The 21,506-nt window shown below is 74.0% G+C and carries 16 protein-coding genes and 1 riboswitch; of the genes, 3 read left to right on the top strand and 13 right to left on the bottom strand.

What is annotated here, in order from left to right; translation table 11 throughout:
• Nucleotides 1-28 precede the first annotated feature (28 nt).
• Both OG788_RS12655 and OG788_RS12650 read left to right on the top strand, forming a co-directional pair.
• Nucleotides 29-1,120 carry an amidohydrolase family protein gene (locus tag OG788_RS12655; RefSeq protein ID WP_266757271.1) on the top strand — a complete coding sequence of 364 codons (1,092 nt, stop codon included), beginning with the start codon at nt 29-31 and terminating at the stop codon, nt 1,118-1,120.
• A 308-nt stretch (nt 1,121-1,428) separates the two neighbouring features.
• Nucleotides 1,429-2,316 (top strand): SCO1860 family LAETG-anchored protein, encoded by an 888-nt coding sequence (locus OG788_RS12650; RefSeq protein WP_406370774.1) that lies wholly within the window; start codon nt 1,429-1,431, stop codon nt 2,314-2,316.
• A gap of 392 nt (nt 2,317-2,708) precedes the next feature.
• Here OG788_RS12650 and cobC read toward each other — a convergent pair whose 3' ends face one another.
• From cobC to cobM, 6 genes are all read right to left on the bottom strand, one after another.
• Nucleotides 2,709-3,857, bottom strand: coding sequence for an Rv2231c family pyridoxal phosphate-dependent protein CobC (cobC, locus tag OG788_RS12645; protein WP_406370772.1), 1,149 nt, complete (start codon nt 3,855-3,857; stop codon nt 2,709-2,711).
• Nucleotides 3,847-4,782 (bottom strand): sirohydrochlorin chelatase, encoded by a 936-nt coding sequence (locus tag OG788_RS12640; RefSeq protein ID WP_406370770.1) that lies wholly within the window; start codon nt 4,780-4,782, stop codon nt 3,847-3,849. The genes cobC and OG788_RS12640 overlap by 11 nt, the downstream gene beginning before the upstream one ends.
• The gene (locus OG788_RS12635) at nt 4,779-5,417 is read right to left on the bottom strand and encodes a precorrin-8X methylmutase (protein WP_406376735.1); all 639 of its coding nucleotides are present in this window, start codon (nt 5,415-5,417) and stop codon (nt 4,779-4,781) included. The genes OG788_RS12640 and OG788_RS12635 overlap by 4 nt, the downstream gene beginning before the upstream one ends.
• 5 nt (nt 5,418-5,422) lie before the next feature.
• A complete protein-coding gene (gene cobJ, locus OG788_RS12630; protein WP_406370768.1) occupies nt 5,423-7,129 on the bottom strand; it encodes a precorrin-3B C(17)-methyltransferase in 1,707 nt (568 codons plus the stop codon).
• Entirely contained in the window at nt 7,126-8,385 is a 1,260-nt protein-coding gene (gene cbiE / locus OG788_RS12625; RefSeq protein WP_406376734.1) for a precorrin-6y C5,15-methyltransferase (decarboxylating) subunit CbiE, read from the bottom strand. Before cbiE ends, cobJ begins: the two co-directional genes overlap by 4 nt.
• Nucleotides 8,386-8,462: 77 nt before the next feature.
• Nucleotides 8,463-9,299 carry a precorrin-4 C(11)-methyltransferase gene (gene cobM / locus OG788_RS12620; RefSeq protein ID WP_351537553.1) on the bottom strand — a complete coding sequence of 279 codons (837 nt, stop codon included), beginning with the start codon at nt 9,297-9,299 and terminating at the stop codon, nt 8,463-8,465.
• A 121-nt stretch (nt 9,300-9,420) separates the two neighbouring features.
• Here cobM and OG788_RS12615 point away from each other — a divergent pair, with 121 nt between their 5' ends.
• Nucleotides 9,421-10,149 carry a ZIP family metal transporter gene (locus OG788_RS12615; protein ID WP_266757258.1) on the top strand — a complete coding sequence of 243 codons (729 nt, stop codon included), beginning with the start codon at nt 9,421-9,423 and terminating at the stop codon, nt 10,147-10,149.
• A 98-nt stretch (nt 10,150-10,247) separates the two neighbouring features.
• Here the strand turns inward: OG788_RS12615 and cobI are convergent, their stop codons facing one another.
• The 7 genes from cobI to OG788_RS12580 are packed head-to-tail and all read right to left on the bottom strand — an operon-like array spanning nt 10,248 to nt 21,176.
• A complete protein-coding gene (gene cobI, locus OG788_RS12610; protein ID WP_406370767.1) occupies nt 10,248-10,979 on the bottom strand; it encodes a precorrin-2 C(20)-methyltransferase in 732 nt (243 codons plus the stop codon).
• Nucleotides 10,976-12,361, bottom strand: a complete 1,386-nt coding sequence (locus OG788_RS12605; RefSeq protein ID WP_406370765.1) for a cobyrinate a,c-diamide synthase — start codon at nt 12,359-12,361, stop codon at nt 10,976-10,978. The genes cobI and OG788_RS12605 overlap by 4 nt, the downstream gene beginning before the upstream one ends.
• A complete protein-coding gene (gene cobO, locus OG788_RS12600; RefSeq protein ID WP_351537561.1) occupies nt 12,358-12,957 on the bottom strand; it encodes a cob(I)yrinic acid a,c-diamide adenosyltransferase in 600 nt (199 codons plus the stop codon). The genes OG788_RS12605 and cobO overlap by 4 nt, the downstream gene beginning before the upstream one ends.
• A complete protein-coding gene (locus OG788_RS12595) occupies nt 12,957-14,978 on the bottom strand; it encodes a putative cobaltochelatase (RefSeq protein WP_406370763.1) in 2,022 nt (673 codons plus the stop codon). The genes cobO and OG788_RS12595 overlap by 1 nt, the downstream gene beginning before the upstream one ends.
• Nucleotides 14,975-18,628, bottom strand: a complete 3,654-nt coding sequence (cobN, locus tag OG788_RS12590; protein ID WP_406370762.1) for a cobaltochelatase subunit CobN — start codon at nt 18,626-18,628, stop codon at nt 14,975-14,977. The genes OG788_RS12595 and cobN overlap by 4 nt, the downstream gene beginning before the upstream one ends.
• Nucleotides 18,625-20,220, bottom strand: coding sequence for a cobyric acid synthase (locus tag OG788_RS12585; protein ID WP_406370760.1), 1,596 nt, complete (start codon nt 20,218-20,220; stop codon nt 18,625-18,627). The genes cobN and OG788_RS12585 overlap by 4 nt, the downstream gene beginning before the upstream one ends.
• Entirely contained in the window at nt 20,217-21,176 is a 960-nt protein-coding gene (locus tag OG788_RS12580) for a cobalamin biosynthesis protein (RefSeq protein ID WP_406370759.1), read from the bottom strand. Before OG788_RS12580 ends, OG788_RS12585 begins: the two co-directional genes overlap by 4 nt.
• A 104-nt stretch (nt 21,177-21,280) precedes the next feature.
• Nucleotides 21,281-21,426: riboswitch (cobalamin riboswitch) on the bottom strand.
• Nucleotides 21,427-21,506 lie beyond the last annotated feature (80 nt).

Genomic DNA, 21,506 nt, shown 5'->3' with positions numbered 1-21,506 from the left:
GGGGAGCCGCCTCACTAAGGTGCTTTCCATGAGCGATCACCCGGTACTGCACGTGAAGGGGCGGGTCCTCGTCGGACCCGACGACGTCCGCGACGAGCTGTGGGTCGTCGGCGGCCGGATCTCGTACGAGCGCCCCGGCGGCGCCCGTGACCTCCGCACCGTCGAGGGCTGGGCGCTGCCGGGCCTGGTCGACGCGCACTGCCATGTCGGGCTCGACGCCCACGGCCCGGTCCCCGCGGACGTCTCCGAGAAGCAGGCGCTGACCGACCGCGACGCCGGCACCCTCCTCGTGCGGGACGCCGGCTCGCCCTCCGACACCCGTTGGGTCGACGACCGCGAGGACCTCCCGAAGATCATCCGTGCGGGCCGGCACATCGCCCGCACCCGCCGCTACATCCGCAACTACGCCCACGAGATCGAGCCCGAGGACCTCGTCGCGTACGTCGCCCAGGAGGCCCGGCGCGGCGACGGCTGGGTCAAGCTCGTCGGGGACTGGCTCGACCGGGGCACCGGCGACCTGGGCGCCTGCTGGCCCCGCGAGGCCGTCGAGGCGGCGATCGCCGAGGCACACCGGCTCGGCGCCCGGGTCACCGCGCACTGCTTCGCCGAGGACTCGCTCCGCGACCTGGTCGAGGCGGGCATCGACTGCGTCGAGCACGCCACGGGCCTCACGGAGGACACCGTCCCGCTCTTCGCCGAGCACGGCGTCGCCATCGTCCCCACCCTCGTGAACATCGCCACCTTCCCGCGGCTCGCGGCCGGCGGCGACGCGAAGTTCCCCCGGTGGTCGGCCCACATGCGACGCCTCCACGAACGCCGCTACGACACCGTGCGCGCCGCGTACGACGCCGGAATCCCCGTCTACGTCGGCACCGACGCGGGCGGCTCCCTCGCGCACGGGCTCGTCGCGGGCGAGGTCGCCGAGCTGGTCACCGCCGGTATCCCGCCCGTCGAGGCGCTCTCCGCCACCACCTGGGGCGCACGGCGGTGGCTCGGGCGGCCCGGCCTCGACGAGGGGGCGCCCGCGGACCTCGTGGTCTACGACGGGGACCCGCGTGCGGACGTACGGGTGCTGGCGGCTCCGCGGCGGGTGGTCCTCAACGGGCGGGTCGTCGGCTGACACGGCCGGCGCGGGCGTGGTTGACGGAGCGTGACGAAAGGGGTGGCGCGCTCGTTACGCACCGCCGGGTGCGCTCCGGCGCGTCGGCCGGCCGCTGACCGGCGCGTCAACCAGCGTGTTCTCTCTGGAGTGTTGACCGAGTGACGTGGGGAACACCCGTGCCTCGGGATTCGAAGGCGTGCGCTAAGGACCCACGTAGGAGTGAACTCACGTCAGGTGGCTGACTGTTCACTCTCAGTGCGTAATTCTTTCCGGGTCCCAGGCTTTCTCCTATGGGGGTCCCACCCTTGAACAGCATCAACCACCGCATGCCCGCACGCCGTCTCGCCGTCACCGCGGCCGCCACCGTCCTCGCCGCGGGTCCCACCGCGCTGGCCGGCGCGGGCTCGGCGCACGCGACCACCGACCACGGTCGCGCGAGCGCCGTCGTGCTCCGGACCGGACTCGACGTGTCCCTCCTCAACAAGACCGTGAACGTCCCGCTCGCGGTCTCCCTGAACGAGGTGCAGGCACCGGACAGTGCCGAGAAGACCGCGCTCACCGCCCGCTTGGACGGCGTCGACGGCGGACGTCCGTTCAGCGTGCTGCGCGCGGACGTCGCCACCGCCAAGGCCACCGTCTCCGCCGGGAAGGCCGAGGGCGCCACCCGCCTCGCGCACGCCGCCGTCCATGTCCCCGGGCTGCCGCTGCTGTCGCTCGTCGAGGTCGAGGAGGTGACCTCGAAGGCGACCTGCGAGGCGGGGAAGAAGCCCGTCGCCACCGCCAACCTGCTGGGATCCGTCACCGTTCTCGGCAAGAAGGTGACGCTGTCGACGGGCGGCCCGACACACGTGAAGGTCCCCGGGGTCGGCGAGGTGAGGCTCGACCTCTCCAAGACCGAGACCACCACCCGTACGGCCGCCGCGTCCGCGCTCGAACTCAAGGTGTCCATCAACCCGTTGAAGCTGAACGTGGCCGAGGTGGAGGGCACGCTGAAGCTGGCGAGCGCGACCTGCGAGTCGCCGGAGGAGCCCGTCGCCCAGGAGGCCGCACCCGCCGACCCGGTGGCCGAGGTGACCCCGCAGGGCGCTCCCGCGGAGGAGGGCCTCGCCGAGACCGGGGGCAGCTCCACGACGCCGTACCTGGCCGCCGGCGCGGTGGCGCTGCTCACCGCGGGCGGCGGAGCGGTCGCCCTCTCCCGCCGCCGCCGAAACTGACGGCCCACCCCCCGGTGCGCTGCCCGGCCCACCGCTCGGAGCCTCACACGGGGCTCCGCCCGGCTCACCGTCCGGGGCCTGGCACAGGGCTCCGCCCGGCTCACCGCCAGGGGCTCCGCCAGGGGTCTTGTACGGGGCCTCGTCCGGCTCACTGTCCGGGGCCTGGCACAGGGCTCCGCCCGGCTCACCGCCAGGGGCTCCGCCCGGGTCTCGTACGGGGCTCCGCCCGGCCCACCGCACAGGACCGCCAGGGCCTTGCTCGCGGCTCCGCCCGGGGGCCTGCACGGGGGCCCGGGGCTCGGCCCGGAGGCTCCGCCCGGTCACCGCTCCTCGGGTGCCGGGCGGGCTGAGGGGGGCTCAGCCTGTCCGGCACCCGAGGACGGCAAGGCCGTTCAGGTCGAGGCGGGGGACCGGGGCGGTAGCCCCGGGCGGGGGTCGGGCGGGGGCGGAGCAGCTCCCGCCTGGCCCCCGCTCAACGTCATCGCCCGGTCCAGCGCCTGCAGGAACCGGTTGACCGTCGTCCGGTCCCGCACCGCGATCCGCAGCCACTCGTCCCCGAGCCCGGGAAACGTGTCCCCGCGCCGCACCGCGAACCCGAGACCGCGAAGCGCCCGCCGCACACCGGCGGCCCGCGGCAGTCGGACCAGGACGAAGGGACCCTCCGCGGGCTCCACCACGCGCAGCCCGTCGGAGCAGGTGAACTCCCGCAGCCCCGCGACCAGATGGGCCCGGTCCGTGGCGATCCGGTGTGCCGCGTGCGCCGCCTCGGCGAGCGCCTGCGAGGACATACAGGCCTCGGCCGCCGCGAGGGCGGGTGTGGAGACCGGCCAGAGCGGCTGGGCGCGTTCCAGTCGCGCGATCGTGCCGGGGTCGGCGAGCACGTAGCCGATCCGCAGCCCGGCGAGACCCCATGTCTTCGTGAGGCTGCGCAGCACGACGAGACCGGGCACGTCCGTCCGCCCGGCCAGGGCCTCGCGCTCACCCGGCACCGCGTCCATGAACGCCTCGTCGACCACCAGCACCCGCCCTGGGCGGGCCAGTCCGGCGATGGCCGCCGCCGGGTGCAGGACCGACGTCGGATTGGTCGGATTGCCGATCACGACGAGGTCGGCGTCCTCGGGGACGGCGGCCGCGTCGAGCCGGAAGCCGTCCTCCTCGCGCAGCAGCACGCGGCCCACCGTGTGGCCGGCGTCCCGCAGCGCCGCCTCCGGCTCCGTGAACTGCGGATGCACGACGACCGGCCGCCGCACCCTCAGGGCGCGCGCGAGCAGCACGAAGGCCTCGGCCGCGCCCGCCGTGAGCAGCACCCGCTCCACCGGCAGCCCGTGCCGCGCCGCCACCGCGGCCCGCGCGGCCCGCCCGTCCGGATAGGCGGCGAGCCCGGTCAGCGACGCGGCGATCCGTTCGCGCAGCCACCCGGGCGGTGTGTCCGCGCGGACGTTCACGGCGAGATCGGTGAGCGCCGAACCGTCGTCCCGCACCTCGGCGTCTCCGTGGTGCCGCAGATCGTGCCCGCCCTCGGCGGCCTCTTCAGTGCGCATGGGAGTGGGTGTGTCCCCCGTGATGGTGGTGCCCGTGTCCGTCGTGGTGGCCGTCGTCGTCCGGATGGAAGTGCGGCTGCTGGGGGAGCCCCACCTTGTCCTCGAAACCGGGCAGCGCGATCCGGTAGACGCAGGAGTCGCAGTTCATCCGCAGGTCGCCCTGGACGGCCTCCCGGTAGCGCTCCATGACCAGGTCGAGCAGCTCGGGCTCGGGGCCGATGACGTCGGCGGAGCGCACCTCGACCTCCGGGTGCGCGGCGGCCCAGCCCTCCGTCTGCCGCCGCACCCGGTCCGGAAGGATGCCGGTGAACAGGAAGTAGGGCAGGACCACGATCCGGCGCGCGCCCAGCTTGACGCAGCGGTCGAGGCCGGACGGCACGTCGGGGGCGGCCAGCGACACGAACGCCGTCTCGACGCCCGCGTACCCCCGGCCCTCCCACAGCAGCCGGGCCGCCTTGTGCACCTCGGCGTTGGCGTCCGGGTCGGTGGACCCGCGGCCCACGAGCAGCACCGTCACATCGGCCCGGTCCTCGGGCGTGCGGGTGGTGCCTCCGAGGGCCTCGTCCAGCCGCCGCTCCAGCACGGCGAGCAGCGACGGATGCGGGCCCAGCGGACGCCCGTACGTGTACGAGATCCCGGGGTGCCGCTCCTTCTCGCGGGTCAGGGCCGCCGGGATGTCGCCCTTGGCGTGCCCGGCGGACACCAGCATCAGCGGTACGGCGGCGAAACGCCGTACCCCCCGCCCGACCAGTTCGCTCACGGCGTCGCCCAGCGGCGGCGGCGACAGCTCGATGAACCCTCCGGCGACGGGCAGTTCGGGGTGACGGCGTCCCAACTCCCCTACGAAGGAGCGGAAGGCCTCGGCTCCGGCCTCGTCCCGGGTGCCGTGTCCGGCGATGAGCAGCGCGGGGGGCGGGGTGGTCACGATGTCTCCTTGGCGGCCGAGGTGGCCTCAGCGGTCGTCGAGGCCTGGTCGGCCTGGGGAACGGGGTGGTACAGCAGGGCGTTGAGTGCGGCGGCCGCGACCGCCGAACCGCCCTTCTCGGACACGTTGCTGACGGCGGGAAGGCCGCTCTCGCGGAGCGCGGCCTTGGACTCGGCCGCGCCGACGAAACCGACGGGCAGACCGATGACGAGCGCCGGGCCGGCGTCCAGCCGCAGCAACTCCTCCAGGGCGGTGGGCGCACAGCCGATCACCCACAGCGCGCCGGGCCCGACCTCCTCGTACGCGAGCCGGACGGCGTGCGCCGAACGCGTGAGACCGGGGCCCGACTCGGCGTCCTTGAGGCGGCAGACGGTGGACCGGCGCGTGATGCCCGCCGCCACCATCTCGACGTCCACCACGACGGGTGCCCCGGCGTGCAGCGCCGCGTGCGCCCGGCGCAGGGCGTCCTCGTCGGTGACGAGGTCGTCCGCGTACTCCAGGTCCGCGGCGGAGTGGATCACCCGCTCCACCACGGCACGTGTCAGCGGCGGGAAATGCGAGGTGTCCAGGCGGGCGCGCAGCCGCCGGAAGGACTCCTGTTCGATGGGGTGCACGATCCGGGCCTCGGGGAACACCTGGCTCACTTGGACTCCTCCTGCCAGCGGTAGCCGCGCGGGGTCACCATGCGCCCGGCGATCTCGCGGGTCGCCGTGTTGCCCACGGTCACCACGGTCATCATGTCGACGATCGCCGGATCCAGGGACCCCAGCGTCGTGACCCGGCTCGACTCGTCCGGGCGGGAGGCGTTGCGCACCACACCGACCGGCGTCGCCGGCTCCCGGTGCTCCGCGAGGATCGTGAGCGCCTTGGGGAGCTGCCAGTCCCGGCCCCGGCTGCGCGGGTTGTAGAAGGTCACGACGATGTCGGCCTCGGCCGCCGCGCGCACCCGGCGCTCGATGACCTCCCACGGGGTGTGCAGGTCGGACAGGCTGATCGACACATGGTCGTGGCCGAGCGGTGCGCCCAGGATCGCCCCGGCCGCGAGCGCCGCGGTCACGCCCGGCACCCCGACGACGTCGATGTCGTCGGACGCCTCGGCCAGCGCGGGCGACGCCATCGCGTAGACGCCCGCGTCACCGCTGCCGATCAGGGCCACCGCCTGTCCGCGCCGCGCCTCGGCCACCGCCGTGCGCGCCCGCTCCTCCTCGGCACCGAGCCCCGACTCCAGGATCAGGGTGCCGGGCCGCAGCAGGTCGCGGATCTGGTCGACGTACTGGTCGAGCCCGACGAGCACCGCGGCCCGCCGCAGCTCCGCCGTCGCGCGCGGCGTCAGCAGATCGCGGGCTCCGGGGCCGAGGCCCACGACCGCGAGCCGCCCGCGGGCCGGCCGGCGCACCACCGCGCAGGTCGCCATCGCGGGCTTTCCGTCCGCCCGCACCGACTTCCGCTTGGGGACGAGGAGTTCACCCCCGCCGACGAGCGCGGCGGCCTCCGCGACGGACGGGGTGCCCACGGCGGCGAGCGGCGCCTCGGAGGGGTTCGGGACCGCCACCGCCGCCAGCTCCTCGGCGCTGTACGTGACGACCGGAACCCCGAGCCGCGCCGCGGCCCCGACGATGCCGGGCTCCTCGGACTTGGCGTCGACGGTGGCCAGTCCGGCGACCGACCGCACGGAGAGTCCGGCCTCCCGCAGAGTGCCTTCGACGAGCCCGAGGACCTCCTCCACGGGCGCGCCCCGGGAGGCGCCGACACCGACGACGAGCGACGGCGGGCGCAGGACGACCTCGCGCGCGGCAGGTTCCCGGTCGCGGTCGGAGATCCGAAGGACGGCGGCGCCCGACTCCGCCGGGCTCCCCACGTTCGGCGGCAGCGCGGGCAGCGGCCAGGGCGACTCCGCCTCCAGCACCACGGGTTCACCGTCCAGCATGGCCCGCGAGACCGTGGCGAGATCGCCTTCCACGGGGAAGCCCAGGGTGTCGAGACCGGGTACCCCCACCGCGTCGGTCGCCGTCGTCACCACCGGCTCGGCGCCGAGCAACTCAGCGACCTCGCGGGCGAGTTCGTTCGCCCCGCCCGCGTGACCGCCGACCAGCGACACGGCGAACCGTCCGGCCTCGTCGACGCACACCACCCCGGGGTCCGACCCCTTGTCGACGAGGAGGGGCGCGACGAGCCGTACGACCGCGCCCGTGGCGAGGAAGCACACCACCTGGTCGCACTCCGCGAAGGCCCGCCGCACGGCGTCCGCCACGGACCCGTCGTAGACCCGGGCACGCGTGGACCAGGCGGCGGCCAGCCGGTCACGGGCCGCCGCGCCCGCCGCCGTGGCGGAAATCAGGCCGATCACTGGGGGACTCCTTCGGTACGGGCCGGAGGCCGGAGGCCCCACAGCACAAAAACGGGATTGGTCGCCGCGAGCCGGGAGACGTCTCCCGGCAACGGGGCGAGCCGCGACGACTGCAGCAGGACGCCGTCGCAGGTGAACCCGGCCGCGGTGAGCGCGTCCCGCGCGGCCGGCACCCGGTCGAGCGAGGCCATGGCGATCACGACGGCCCGCCGGGCCCGGCGCGCGCAGACCGTGACGATGGCGGGCAGTTCGCGTCCGCCGCCGCCGATGAACACCGCGTCCGGATCGTCCAGGTCGGACAGCACCGTGGGCGCGGCCCCGTGCACGACCCGCACGTCCACGCCGTGCGCGGCGGCGTTGGCGCGGATGCGGTCGCAGCCGTCCCGGGTCTTCTCGACCGCGGTCACCGCGGCGCCGAACCGCGCGCACTCGACGGCGACGGAACCGGAGCCCGCGCCGACGTCCCAGACCAGCTCGCCGAGCCGCGGTCCGATCCGGGCCAGCGCCAGCGCCCGTACCTCGAACTTGCTGATCATCGAGTCGCGGTGGGCGAACTCGTCCTCGTCCAGGGCCCATCGGTCGGGCCCGGGACGCGGCCCGGCGACGGTCCGCACCGGAGCGAGGGCACGGGACTCGTCGAGGCACAGCACGACGCTGACCGCCGTGCCCCAGTCGCGGGCGGCGGCCTCGGCGGGCGTGACCCGCTCGACGCGCTCGCGCTCCGGGTCGCCCAGGGCGCTCGCCACGACGAGGACGCGCTCGGCGCCGCGATGGACGAGCGCGGCGCCCAGCTCGGCGGGCCCTGACCCCGGGCCGGTCAGCACGGCCACTTTGGGCTGCGACCGGCAGATCTGGACGGCCGTACGCAACGCACGCCCGTGCGCGCTGACCACCACCGCGTCGTCCCAGGGCAGCCCGAGCCGGGCGAAGGCGGTCGCCACGGACGAGACGCCGGGGCGCACGTCCAGCCGCTCCGCCCCGAACCGCTCGGCCAGCGCCCGCACGATCCCGAAGAACCCGGGGTCCCCCGAGGCGAGCACCACGACCGGGCCCCCGCGCGCACCGCCGTCCGTGTACCGCTCGATGCGGTCGAGAGCCGGGGACAGCGGGCCGAGCACGACCCGTTCGGCCCGCTCGGGCAGCGCGGCAGCCGCCAGATGCCGACCGGCACCCACGACCAGCCCGGCCCCGGCGAGCACGCGCCTGGCGTCCGGGGACAGCGGCGCCCCCGTGCCCGTACCGACGACGGTGATCACCACGGAGCGGTCCGCCGGGACGACGGACCCTCCCTCGGTACCGATCGACTCCCCCTCCGCGCCGACTACGTCGACGTTCACGACGCGGGACCCTGCGCACTGCCCCGGCGCGCCGCGCGCAGCTCGGCGCGCGCCTGCGGGTCGGCCTTGCGGAAGCCGTGGAAGTGGCCGGGGTGGTAGAGGTGCGAGCGGGTGCCGCTCGCGTCGAGCGCCGGGCCGACCAGGAAGAGGGTGTGCTTCCAGAGCTTGTGCTCCTTGACGGTCTCCTCCAGCGTGCCGATCGTGCACTTCACGATCAGCTCCTCCGGCCAGGTCGCCTGGTAGGCCACCACGACCGGCGTGGTCGTCGGATAGCCGCCCTCCAGCAGCTCCCGTACGAGCTGGCCGCTGCGGGCAGCCGACAGGAACAGCGCCATCGTCGTGCCGTGCTTCGCGAACTCCCGTACGTCCTCCCCGGGCGGCATCGGCGTCTTGCCGCCGCCGAGCCGGGTGAGGATCACGGACTGCGCGACCTCGGGAATCGTCAGCTCGCGCTGCGCGATCGCGGCGACGGCGGAGAAGGACGAGACGCCCGGCACGATCTCGGTCTCGATGCCGAGTTCGGCGCACCGGTCGACCTGCTCCTGCGTACCGCCCCACAGGGCCGGGTCGCCGGAGTGGATCCGCGCCACCCGCAGGCCTTCGGCGCGGGCCCGCTCGTACACGGCGACGACGTCCTCCAGCGACATCGTCGCCGAGTCGAGGATCTCGGCGCCCTCGCGCGCGTGGTCGAGGACCTCGGCCTGCACCAGGCTCGCCGCCCAGATCACGACGTCGGCGTCGGCGATGGCGCGCGCGGCGCGGAACGTCAGCAGGTCGGCGGCGCCGGGGCCGGCACCGACGAAGGTCACTTTGCCGGTGGGGGCATCGGCCATGGGAATCGGTCCTCTCCTACGAAAGATCTCGGGTGCTGCGACAGGTGCTGCGACAGCTTCAGTGGGCGTGGGGTCGTCGCCGGAGGTGCGCGAACGGGGGTTGATCGGATAGCAAGGGCCTATGGCGGTCCTCGTCGCGCTCGGCGCGTTCCTGATGACGCTGGCCGGCGGCTGGACGGCACAGCGGGTGACCGACCGTCGCCATCTGGTCCTCGGCCTGGCCGGCGGCCTCATGCTCGGCGTGGTCGGCCTCGACCTGCTCCCGGAGGCACTGGCCGCGGCGGGCACCGAGGTGTTCGGTGTACCGGCCGCGCTGCTTCTCTTCGTGGCCGGATTTCTGCTGGCCCATCTGGTCGAACGCCTGCTGGCGCACCGCCAGGCCGCGCACGGCGGCGAGGAGAACGACGGACGCGCGCCCGAGGTGGGCCTCACGGCGGCCGGTGCCATGGTCGGCCACAGCGCGATGGACGGCGTCGCGATCGGCGCCGCCTTCCAGGTCGGCGGCGGCATGGGGCTGGCGGTGTCCCTCGCGGTGATCGCCCACGACTTCGCGGACGGCTTCAACACGTACACGATCACGAGCCTGTACGGGAACGCCCGCCGCAAGGCCCTGCTCATGCTGTACGCGGACGCGGCGGCCCCCATGATCGGCGCCGCTTCCACCCTCTTCGTCACCATCCCCGAGCCGCTGCTCGGCGGCTATCTCGGCCTGTTCGGCGGCGCGCTCCTCTACCTCGCCGCCGCCGAGATCCTTCCGGAGGCGCACCACGAGCACCCCGCCCGCTCGACCCTGCTGTGCACGGTCGCGGGCGTGGCCTTCATCTGGCTGGTGGTGGGCATCGCGGCCTGAGCCGGCGCGCGCCGCCGGGTGTGCCGGCCGGGCCCGGCGCGCCGAGGCCGGGCGGGACGCCGTACGGGCTGGAGTCGCTCGGCGGGCGTGGGTGCGGGTCACAGTTTGCCGCCGCGTTTCCCGTCGCGGCGCGCGGGCGCGATGAGCGTCGAGAGGTAGGGGAGCGGCTCCCCGTCGAGCTCGCCCGCCGACCGGATCGACTCGTCCTCGAGGCCGAGCGCCGAACCCCAGACGGCGTCGTCGATCCGCCCGCTGTCCCGCAGCGCCTCGGCGACCTCCCGGGCCTGCCGCCCGAACTTGTACGCCACCACCGTGCCCGGCCCGTTCAGGGCGTCCTTGAGCACGGCGGCCCCCGCGGTCACCGGGACGAGCGTGAGCGGCTCGGTCCCCTCGGTGAGAACGGCCCCGGACCGCGCGGCGAGGTCCTGCATGGCGGTGATGCCCGGCACCGTCTCCACGACCGTGCCGGGAACCAGCTCCCCGATGGTGTGGGCGAGATAGGTGAAGGTCGAGTACACGTTGGGGTCGCCGATGGTGGCGAAGGCGACCGTGGCGTGCCGGCCGAGAAGGTCCGCCACCCGTGCGCCGGCGGCGTCCCAGGCGGCCTCGCGCCGGCCCCGGTCGCTCCGCTCGTTGAGCGCGAACACGACCCGGAGGACCTTCTCCTCGGGCACGTAGTGCAGGACGGTCGCCTCGGCCCGCCCCCGCTCGCCCGTGTCCATCACGGGGACGACGACGACCTCCGCGGCGCGCAGGGCGTTGACGCCCTTGACGGTCACCAGCTCCGGGTCGCCGGGGCCCACCCCGACTCCGATCAGCTTGCTGCTCATGACGTCAGGCACCTCTCCACGAACCGACGGGCCACACCGGGCTCGGACGCCCAGTGCGTGTGCAGATAACTCGCGTGCACGCCTCGCTGCACGAAACCTTCGACGCGCCGCTCCGGCGCGCGCACCCCCCAGGCGGGGGCCGCCCCGGCGCCGGGCTCCACGACGGTCCGGTGGAACTCGTGCCCGCGCATCCGGGTGCCGGCCGGGGCGAGCGCGCTGTCGCTCACGGCCACCGCGTCCCGGTAGCCGAGGGTGAGCCGCTCGTGCATCCGGGCCACGGCGTCGATCACCCCGCACATCGGCCGGCCGTCGAGTTCCCGGGCCAGGTACAGCAGTCCGGCGCACTCGGCCGCGACCGGCGCCCCGCCGAACGCCAGCTCGGCCACGGCCTTGCGCATCGGCTCGTTGGCGGACAGCTCGGGCGCGTACACCTCGGGAAACCCGCCGCCTATGACCAACCCGCCAGTCCCTTCGGGCAGTTGCTCGTCCCGGAGCGGATCGAAGGTGACGACCTCGGCCCCGGCGGCGGTCAGCAGCTCGGTGTGTTCGGCGTAGGAGAAGGTGAAGGCCTCCCCGCCGGCGACGGCCACCACGGGGGCCCGCTTCCCGTCCGGCCGGGTCGGGTGGTCGCGGTTGGGCGAAGCGACGGTCCCAGCCGCGTCCCAGGCCGCACCCGGCAACGCTCCGGCACTCCGTGCCAGTGCCATGAGCGCATCCAGATCACATCCGTCGGAGACCTGCGCGGCCATCGCCGCAACAGCGGCCTCCGCCTCCGGGCGCCGCTCGGCGACCGGCACCAGCCCCAGATGGCGTGACGGCGTGTCGACCTGCGGAGCCCGCCGCAGCACGCCGAGCACCGATACCCCGGACGCGTCCAGCGCCTCCCGCAGCATGGCCTCGTGCCGGTCGGACCCCACCTTGTTGAGGATCACCCCCGCGACCCGCACCTCGGGATCCCAGGAGGCGAACCCGTGCACCAGCGCGGCGACCGACCGCGACTGCGAGGACGCGTCGACGACCAGCACCACCGGCGCCCGCAGCAGCTTCGCCACGTGGGCCGTGGACGCGAGTTCCCCCTCGCCCGCGGCCCCGTCGTACAGCCCCATCACGCCTTCGACGACCGCGAGATCGCACCCGCGCGCCCCGTGCGTGAACAACGGCCCGATCAACTCGGCGCCGCACAGATAGGCGTCGAGATTCCGCCCCACACGCCCGGTCGCGAGCGCGTGATACCCGGGGTCGATGTAGTCCGGTCCCACCTTGTGCGGGGACACGGCGAGCCCCCGCGAGGCGAAGGCCGCCATCAGCCCCGTGGCGACGGTGGTCTTGCCGCTGCCCGAGGAGGGCGCGGCGATGACCAGCCGGGGAACGGAGGACCTCACCACTCGATGCCCCTCTGCCCCTTCTGGCCGGCGTCCATCGGATGCTTGACCTTGGACATGTCGGTCACGAGATCGGCCAGTTCCACCAGCTTCTCGGGGGCGTTGCGTCCGGTGATCACCACGTGCTGGGTGCCCGGCCGGTCCCGCAGCACCGCGACGACCTCGTCGGTGTCGATCCACCCCCAGTGCATCGGGTACGCGAACTCGTCGAGCACATACAGCTTGTACGTCTCGGCGGCGAGGTCCCGCTTGACCTGCTCCCAGCCCTCGCGGGCCTTCTCCTCGTTGTCCATCTGGGCGTCGCGCTGGACCCAGGACCAGCCCTCGCCCATCTTGTGCCAGTCGACGGTGCCGCCCTCGCCGGAGGCGCCGAGCACGCGCAGCGCGTTCTCCTCGCCGACCTTCCACTTCGCCGACTTGACGAACTGGAACACCCCGATGGGCCACCCCTGGTTCCAGGCGCGCAGCGCGAGCCCGAACGCGGCGGTGGACTTGCCCTTGCCGATCCCCGTGTGCACGACGACCAGCGGCCGGTTACGACGTTGACGGGTCGTCAGGCCGTCGTCCGGTACGACACTCGGCTGCCCCTGCGGCACTACGCGGCCCTCCTCGAAGTCCCCTGCACATCCCGTACCAGCCCGGCGATGGAATCCGCCCGCAACGCGTCCAGCGTCACCGGTGCACCGCCCAGTTCCCCCGCCAGCCGGCCGGCGAGCCCGAGCCGTACCGGCCCGGTCTCGCAGTCGACGACCACCGAGGCGACCCCGTCGGCCGCGAACAGCCGTGCCGCGCGTTCGGCCGTGGCGACCGGCTCGGCCCCGCCCGTGGCGCGCCCGTCGGTCACGACGACGACCAGCGGACGCCGGGCGGCGTCCCGCAGCCGCTCCACCCGCAGCACCTCGTGGGCCCGCAGCAGCCCGGCCGCGAGCGGCGTCCGGCCGCCCGTCGGCAGGGACTCCAGCCGGGCCGCGGCGGCGTCCACCGAGGAGGTGGGCGGCAGCGCGACCTCGGCGGCCGACCCGCGGAAGGTCACCAGGCCCACCTTGTCGCGCCGCTGGTAGGCGTCGAGCAGCAGCGACAGCACGGCGCCCTTGACCGCGCTCATCCGCTGCCGCGCCGCCATCGACCCGGAGGCGTCCACGACGAAGAGCACGAGGTTGCCCTCGCGGCCCTCGCGCGTCGCCTGCCGCAGATCGTCCCGCCGCACGACGAGACCACGTCCCGACCGTCCCCGCGCCAGCTGGTGCGGGGCGGCGGCCTGGACGGTCGCCGCCAGATGCAGCTTGGTGAGCGCCCCCCGGGGACGCCGCGACCCGGTCGTCCGGCCGTGCTCGGTCCGCGCGCGCGAACGCCGCCCGGCCGCGCCCTCACCCAGTCCGGGCACGCTCAGCATCTTCGTGCGAAAGGGCTCGGCGGCCCGTACGGGCGACTGCTCGCCGGCGCCCTGACCGGCCGGGGTCTGCCCGTCGTCCGACGGCTCGCCCTGCGCGGGGACGTCACCGGCGGGGGAGCCGTCGTCCGGCCCGTCCTGCGGCGGCTGTCCGCCGCCACCGGGACCGTCCGGATCCGGGTCGGGGTCCGGCTCGTCGTCCGGCCCGCCGTCCGAGCCGCCGAACTCCTCCAGCGTCTCGTCGAGCTTGTCCTCGTCGAGTCCCGGCGCGTCGAACGGGTTGCGCCGCCGCCGGTGCGGCAGCGCGAGCAGCGCCGCCTGCCGCACGTCCTCGGCGATCACCTCGGTCCGGCCCGCCCACGCGGCGAGCGCGGTCGCGGTCCGCGCCATCACGATGTCGGCACGCATGCCGTCCACCTCGAAGGCGGCGCAGGTCGCCGCGATCTGCCGCAGCGGCCCGTCGCCGAGCCGTACGGAGGGCAACAGCGCGCGGGCCGCCACGATCCGGGCCCGCACGGCGGACTCCTCGTCGGCCCAGCGCGCCGCGAAGGCCGCCGGATCGTCGTCGTGGGCCAGCCTGCGCCGGACGACCTCGACCCGCTGGTCGGGCTCCCGCGAGGCCGCGACCTCGACCGTCAGGCCGAACCGGTCGAGCAACTGCGGCCGCAGCTCGCCCTCTTCGGGGTTCATCGTCCCGACGAGCAGGAACCGCGCCGCGTGCCGTACGGAGACACCCTCGCGTTCGACGTACGAGGCGCCCATCGCGGCCGCGTCCAGCAGCAGATCGACCAAGTGGTCGTGCAGCAGGTTCACTTCGTCGACGTACAGGATGCCGCGGTGCGCGTCGGCCAGCAGTCCGGGCTCGAAGGCCTTCACGCCCTCCGAGAGTGCCCGCTCGATGTCCAGGGCGCCGACCAGCCGGTCCTCGGACGCGCCGACGGGCAGTTCGACCATGCGGGCCGGACGGGTCGTGGACGCCTCCACCTCGTGCGGCCCGTCGGGGCAGGCGGGGTCCGGGGCGGCCGGATCGCACGAGAAACGGCACCCGGTGACGACGTCGACCGCCGGCAGCAGCGCCGACAGGGCGCGTACGGCCGTCGACTTGGCGGTGCCCTTCTCGCCTCGGACCAGCACACCGCCGACGGCGGGTGACACGGCGTTCAGCAGCAGCGCGAGCCGCAGGTCGTCCTGGCCGACCACCGCCGTGAACGGGAACGGGGTACTCACTGGTCGTCGCCCTCCAAGTCGCCTTCGAGCTCCAGATAGGTGGCGCGCAGCCGCTCCAGCGTGTCCGCGTCCGGCTCGGCCCACAGCCCGCGCTCGGCGGCCTCCAGGAGCCGTTCGGTGATACCGCGCAGCGCCCACGGGTTGGACTTCTTCATGAAGTCCCGGTTCTCCGCGTCGAAGACGTACTCCGCGCTGAGCTTCTCGTACATCCAGTCGTCCACGACCCCGGCCGTGGCGTCGTACCCGAAGAGGTAGTCGACGGTCGCCGCCATCTCGAAGGCGCCCTTGTAGCCGTGCCGCCGCATCGCGGCCATCCAGCGCGGGTTGACCACGCGGGCGCGGAAGACACGGTGCGTCTCCTCGCCGAGCGTGCGGGTCTTCACCTGGTCGGGCACCGCCGAGTCACCGACGTACGCCTCGGGGCTCGCGCCCGTCAGATGGCGCACCATCGCGACCATGCCGCCGTGGTACTGGAAGTAGTCGTCGGCGTCGACGAGGTCGTGCTCGCGGGTGTCGACGTTCTTCGCCGCCACCGCGATCCGCCGGAACGCCGTCTCCATGTCCCCGCGCGCGGCCCGCCCGTCGAGCCCGCGCCCGTAGGCGTAGCCGCCCCACACCGCGTACACCTCGGCGAGGTCGGCGTCCGAGCGCCAGTTGCGGGCGTCGATCAGCGGCAGCAGACCGGCGCCGTACGCGCCCGGCTTGGAGCCGAAGATACGGGCCGTCGCGCGCCGCCGGTCACCGTGCTCGGCGGTGTCCTCGTCGGCGTGCTTGCGCACGTAGTTCCGGTCGGCGGGCTCGTCCAGCTCGGCGACCGCGCGCACCGCGTCGTCGAGCAGCCCGACGACGTGCGGGAACGCGTCCCGGAAGAAGCCCGAGATACGGACCGTGACGTCGATGCGCGGGCGGCCCAGCTCGTCGAGCGGGACGATCTCGAAGCCGGTCACGCGCCGCGACGCGTCGTCCCACACCGGGCGGCAGCCGAGCAGCGCGAGGATCTCCGCGATGTCGTCGCCCTGCGTGCGCATCGCGGACGTGCCCCAGACCGTCAGCCCGACGGACGTCGGGTAGTCGCCGGTGTCCTGGAGGTAGCGCTGCACGAGGGAGTCCGCGAGGGACTGCCCGACCTCCCAACTGAGCCGGGAAGGAATGGCCTTGGGGTCGACCGAGTAGAAGTTCCGGCCGGTCGGCAGCACGTTGACGAGTCCGCGCGTCGGCGAACCCGACGGACCCGCCGGGACGTAACCGCCGTTCAGCGCCTTGAGGATGTGCCCGATCTCGTCCGTCGTCCGTGCGAGCCGCGGCACGACCTCGCGGCAGGCGAACTCCAGCACCGCGACGGCGTCGGGGAGTTCGACGCCCAGCACCTCGCGCACGAGCGCGGGGACGGATGCCGTGTCCCAGCCACGCTCCTCCATGCCCAGCGCCGCCCGGCGGCACAGCTGCTCCAGCAGGTCGATCGCGTCGGCCGCCGTACGGGCCGGGCCCTCGACCAGGTCCGTCAGCTCGACGGGCACCTTCACCGGAGCGCCCGGCTCGGCGAGCAGTTCCTTCTCCACCAGGCCGAAGTACTCGGCGAGACAGGCCCGGAGACCCGGCAGCGCGTTCGCCGCGCCACCCCACACCTGCGAGGCGCGCAGCACGGCGAGCACGAGGTTCACCCGAGGCTCGGCCTCCGGACCCCCGCCCAGGATGTGCAGGCCGTCGCGGATCTGCACGTCCTTGATCTCGCACAGATAGCCGTCGATGTGCATCACGAACTCGTCGAAGTCGCCGTCGTCCGGCTGCTCGTCGACGTGCAGGTCGTGATGGAGCTCGGCGGCCTTGACGAGGGTCCAGATCTGCGCGCGGACCGCGGGGGCCTTCGTCGGGTCCAGGTCGGACACGAGCGCGTACTGGTCGAGGAGCTGCTCCAGCTTGGCGAGGTCCCCGTAGGTGTCGGCGCGTGCCATCGGAGGTACGAGATGGTCGACGACGGTGGCGTGGCCGCGGCGCTTGGCCTGTGTGCCCTCACCGGGGTCGTTGACGATGAACGGGTAGACCAGGGGGAGTTCGCCGAGGACGGCGTCGGGCGCGCAGCCGCCGCTGAGCCCGAGGCCCTTGCCCGGCAGCCACTCCATCGTGCCGTGCTTGCCCATGTGTACGACGGCGTCCGCGCCGAAACTGTTCTCCAGCCAGCGGTAGGCCGCCATGTAGTGGTGCGAGGGCGGCATGTCGGGGTCGTGGTAGATCGCGATCGGGTTCTCGCCGAAGCCGCGCGGCGGCTGGATCATCACGACGACGTTCCCGAACTGCAGGCAGGCCAGCACGATGTCGTCGCCGTCGACGTAGAGCGAGCCCGGCGGCTCGCCCCAGGCCTCCAGCATGCCCGCCCGCAGCGCGGGGTCGAGCGTCTCGAACCACGCCCGGTAGTCCGCGAGCGGCACGCGCGCCGGAGCGGCGGCGAGCTGCTCCTCGGTCAGCCACTCGACGTCGTGCCCGCCGGCCGCGATGAGCCGGTGGATCAACTCGTCGCCGTTGTCCGGGTATTCGGTGAGGGCGTAACCCGCGTCCCGGAGGGCGTCGAGGACCCGTACCGCGGACGCGGGCGTGTCGAGACCGACCGCGTTGCCGACCCGCGAGTGCTTGGTCGGGTAGGCGGTGAAGACGATCCCGAGCTTCTTCTCCGCGTTCGGCTTGTGCTTCAACAGGGCGTGCCGCAGGGCGATTCCGGCGACCCGCGCGGCCCGCTCGGGGTCGGCGACGTACACCGGGACGTCGTCCGGACCCTGCTCCTTGAACGAGAACGGCACCGTGATGAGACGGCCGTCGAACTCCGGGATCGCGACCTGCATCGCCGCGTCCATGGGGGACAGGGCCGCGTCCGAGGCGTCCCAGGCGCTCTTCGACGAGGTCAGGCAGAGACCCTGGAGGACGGGGATGTCGAGGTCGGCGAGCGCCCCGATGTCCCACGCCTCCTCGTCGCCGCCCGCCGACGCCTGCGAGGCGTGGGTGCCGCCCGCCGCGAGGACGGTGGCCACGAGCGCGTCGGCCCGGCCGAGGATCTCGTACAGTCCCGGGTCGGCTCCGCGCAGCGAACCGCAGTACACAGGGAGGGCGTTGGCGCCGCGTGACTCGATCGCGTCGCACAGCGTGTCGACGAACGCGGTGTTCCCGGACAGCTCGTGGGCCCGGTAGAACAGCACGCCGACGGTCGGCCTGCCCTCGACGAAGGCGCGCTCGCCGTGGACACCGAACTCCGCCGACTTCCGTGGTTCCTCGAAGCCCTCGCCCGTGAGCAGCACGGTGTCGGAGAGGAACCGCGCCAGTTCGGTCAGGTTGGCCGGCCCGCCTTCGACGAGATACCGCAGCGCCTCCGCCACCACACCCGCGGGCACCGACGACTCGGCCATCAGCTCGGCGTCCGGGACCGACTCACCGCCGAGCAGCACGGTCGGGATACCGGACGACTTCAGGAAGGCCAGCCCGTCCTCCCAGGCGCGCTTGCCGCCGAGCAGCCGCACGACGGCGAGGTCCGCGCCCTCGACGAGCGCGGGGAGTTCGCCCGCGACGTCCACCCGGGTCGGATTGCCGATCCGGTAGGCGGCGCCGGAGGCGCGGGCCGCCAGCAGATCCGTGTCGGCGGTCGACAACAACAACACTGTGCTCATGCGGGCGCTCCCGGTGGAATGAAAGGCAGTCCTTGCGGCGCGCCCGACTCGATGAGCCGCCACAGCGCGTCCGTGTCCGCGTGTTCCTCGATCAGATCGCCGAGCCGGTCCAGCTGCTCCTCGCGCAGCGCCGCGAACGACGTGTCGGCCGCCGGCACGAAACGGCGGCCCGCGGCGGCCGCCACCTCGCGCAGGAAGGCCCGCCGGAAACCGTCCGACTCCAGCGAGCCGTGCCAGTGCGTGCCCCAGACGGCGCCGACCCGGCACCCGTCCAGGCTGTGTCCCTGGCCATCACGGAAGAAGGCCTCGCCGCCCGTCACCTCGGCGACGCCGTGATGGATCTCGTACCCCTCGACGTGCTCGCCGAGGGCCTCGCCGACCGGCCGCGTCAGGGTCTTCTCCCGCGCGAACCGCACGCGCACGGGGAGGAGTCCGAGCCCGTCGACCTGACCGGCGCGCGACTCGACCTCGTCCTCGATGTGTTCTCCGAGGAGCTGGTAGCCACCGCAGATGCCGAGCACGGGCCGCCCCTCGGCGGCCCGGCGCGTGATCGCGTCCGCGAGGCCGCGCTCGCGCAGCCACTGAAGCGCCCTCACCGTGCCCCGGGTCCCGGGCACGACGACCAGATCCGCGTCGGCCAGTTCCTCGGCCCGGTCCACGAACCGCACGACGATGCCCGGTTCGGCGGCCAGCGCGTCCACGTCGGTGAAGTTCGACATCAGCGGGATCGCGCAGACGGCGACCCGCAGGATGTCCTCGCCGACGGGGGAGGAGACGGCCGACTCGCGGACGGCCCCGCGCAGCGAGACGCGCAGTCCGTCCTCCTCGTCGATGCCCAGACCGTGCTGGAAGGGCAGCACGCCGTACGAGCGCCGCCCGGTGAGGCCGTGCAGCATGTCGAGGCCGGGCTCCAGCAGGCTGACGTCTCCGCGGAACTTGTTGACGAGGAACCCGGCGACGAGAGCCTGGTCCTCGGGTGACAGCAGGGCGACCGTCCCGAAGAACGAGGCGAACACACCGCCCCGGTCGATGTCACCGACGACGAGCACGGGAAGCCCCGCGTTCCGTGCCACCCCCATGTTCACGATGTCGGTGCGCCGAAGGTTGATCTCGGCCGGGCTGCCGGCTCCTTCACAGATCACCGCGTCATACGTGCCCCGCAACTGGGCCAGACAGTCGAGGACGGTCCCGAGGAGTGCTTCCTGGCGCCCTCCGCGCAGCCTGTCGCCGGGGGACCCGGCGCCCGACAGCGATTCCGCCGCGGACCCGGCCGTCCCGAAGAAGCCGCGTGCGCTCATCTCGCCCACCGGACGGCCCATCAGGACCACCTGACTGCTGCGGTCGCTGCCCGGTTTGAGCAGCACGGGATTCATCAGCGCGGTCGGCTCCACCCGGGCGGCCTGTGCCTGCATGGCCTGCGCCCGCCCGATCTCGGCTCCCTCGCGCGTCACGAACGAGTTGAGGGACATGTTCTGCGCCTTGAAGGGCGCGACCTTGACACCCTGGCGCACCAGCCACCGGCAGATCCCGGCGGTCACGACGCTCTTGCCCGCGTCGGAGGTGGTCCCGGCGATCAGCAGCCCGCCGCTCATGCGGTGCGCCCCTTCCTGGTGAGCAGAACCGTGAGCAGAACCCGTCCGGCGGCGCTCACGCCGAGCGCGAGCCAGCCGACGCGGCGGGAGAGCCGTACGGCCCGCTCGATGTCGTGGAGGTGGACGGCGCGCCCCGCGTCGTTGAGGACGGGACGGTGCTCGACCCGGCCCCCGTACGACAGCGTGCCGCCGAGCCGGACGCCGAGCGCTCCGGCGAACGAGGCCTCCACGGGGCCCGCGTTGGGGCTCGGATGCTTGCGGGCGTCCGTGCGCCAGGCGCGCACGGCGCCGCGCGCGTCGTCCCCCGCCGCGGCCGCGAGGACGGCGGTGAGCCGGGCTCCGGGCCAGCCGGCGACATCGTCGAGCCGGGCGGAGGCCCAGCCGTAGCGCCGGTACCGGGGGGACTTGTGCCCGACCATGGCGTCGAGCGTGTTCGCGGCGCGGAAGGCGACGAGCCCCGGCACACCGCCGACGGCGCCCCAGACCAGAGCGCCCACCACGGCGTCGGAGGTGTTCTCGGCGACGGATTCGACGACGGCACGCGCGATGCCGTCGGCGTCCAGTGCCTGCGGGTCACGTCCGCACAGATGCGGCAGCCGTTCCCGGGCGACCTCGATGTCGCCGGCCGCGAGCGCGCCGGCGACGGCCCGCGCCTCACGGCCGAGGGAGGTCCCTCCGACGACGGCCCAGGTGGTGGCGGCGATCAGCGCGGCGGAGGCGGCAGGCGAGGTGCGGACGGAACGACGCGCGAGTGCGGCCAGTCCGGTGGCACCGCCCACGCAGACGGCCGTGTGCAGGGCGCCCCACCCGCGGTGGTCCCGCCACAGCGCCCGCTCCACGGACGCGGCGGCCCGCCCGAACGCGGCGACCGGATGCCCTCGGCGGGGATCACCGAGCAGCAGGTCGCCGAGGAGGCCGGCGGCGGCGCCGTACGCGAAGACGCGATCGGCACGCACCGGGTCAGCCGGCCGTGGGGTGGAGTGGAACCCTCGTACTCAGCGAAATGGGCAACGGGCAGGCGCGCATGGCGATATGTCCTCACTCAGGGTGTCCACGCCCTGGTTCGACGAGACCGGCGGTGAGAGTTCCTGGCTCCCGGGGAGTTTCTTCCCCGATGACAGTGGCGGGACCGCGCCGGATTCGCACCGGCTTCCTCTCATGCCGCCGTACTTGGCTCCGGCAGTCCACCACGGGGCGAGAACGGCAGTCAACTGGCTGTTGACCTGCGGAGGGAGAGTGTGCGAAGGCCCACATACGCGTGGGGTGCGGGACGGTGTTCCGTCCCG

The organism is Streptomyces sp. NBC_00647 (genome assembly GCF_045207245.1).
GTDB lineage: Bacteria > Actinomycetota > Actinomycetes > Streptomycetales > Streptomycetaceae > Streptomyces.
The sequence above is the reverse complement of the archived record's forward strand: the minus strand, read 5'-3'. Positions and strand labels throughout refer to the sequence as shown.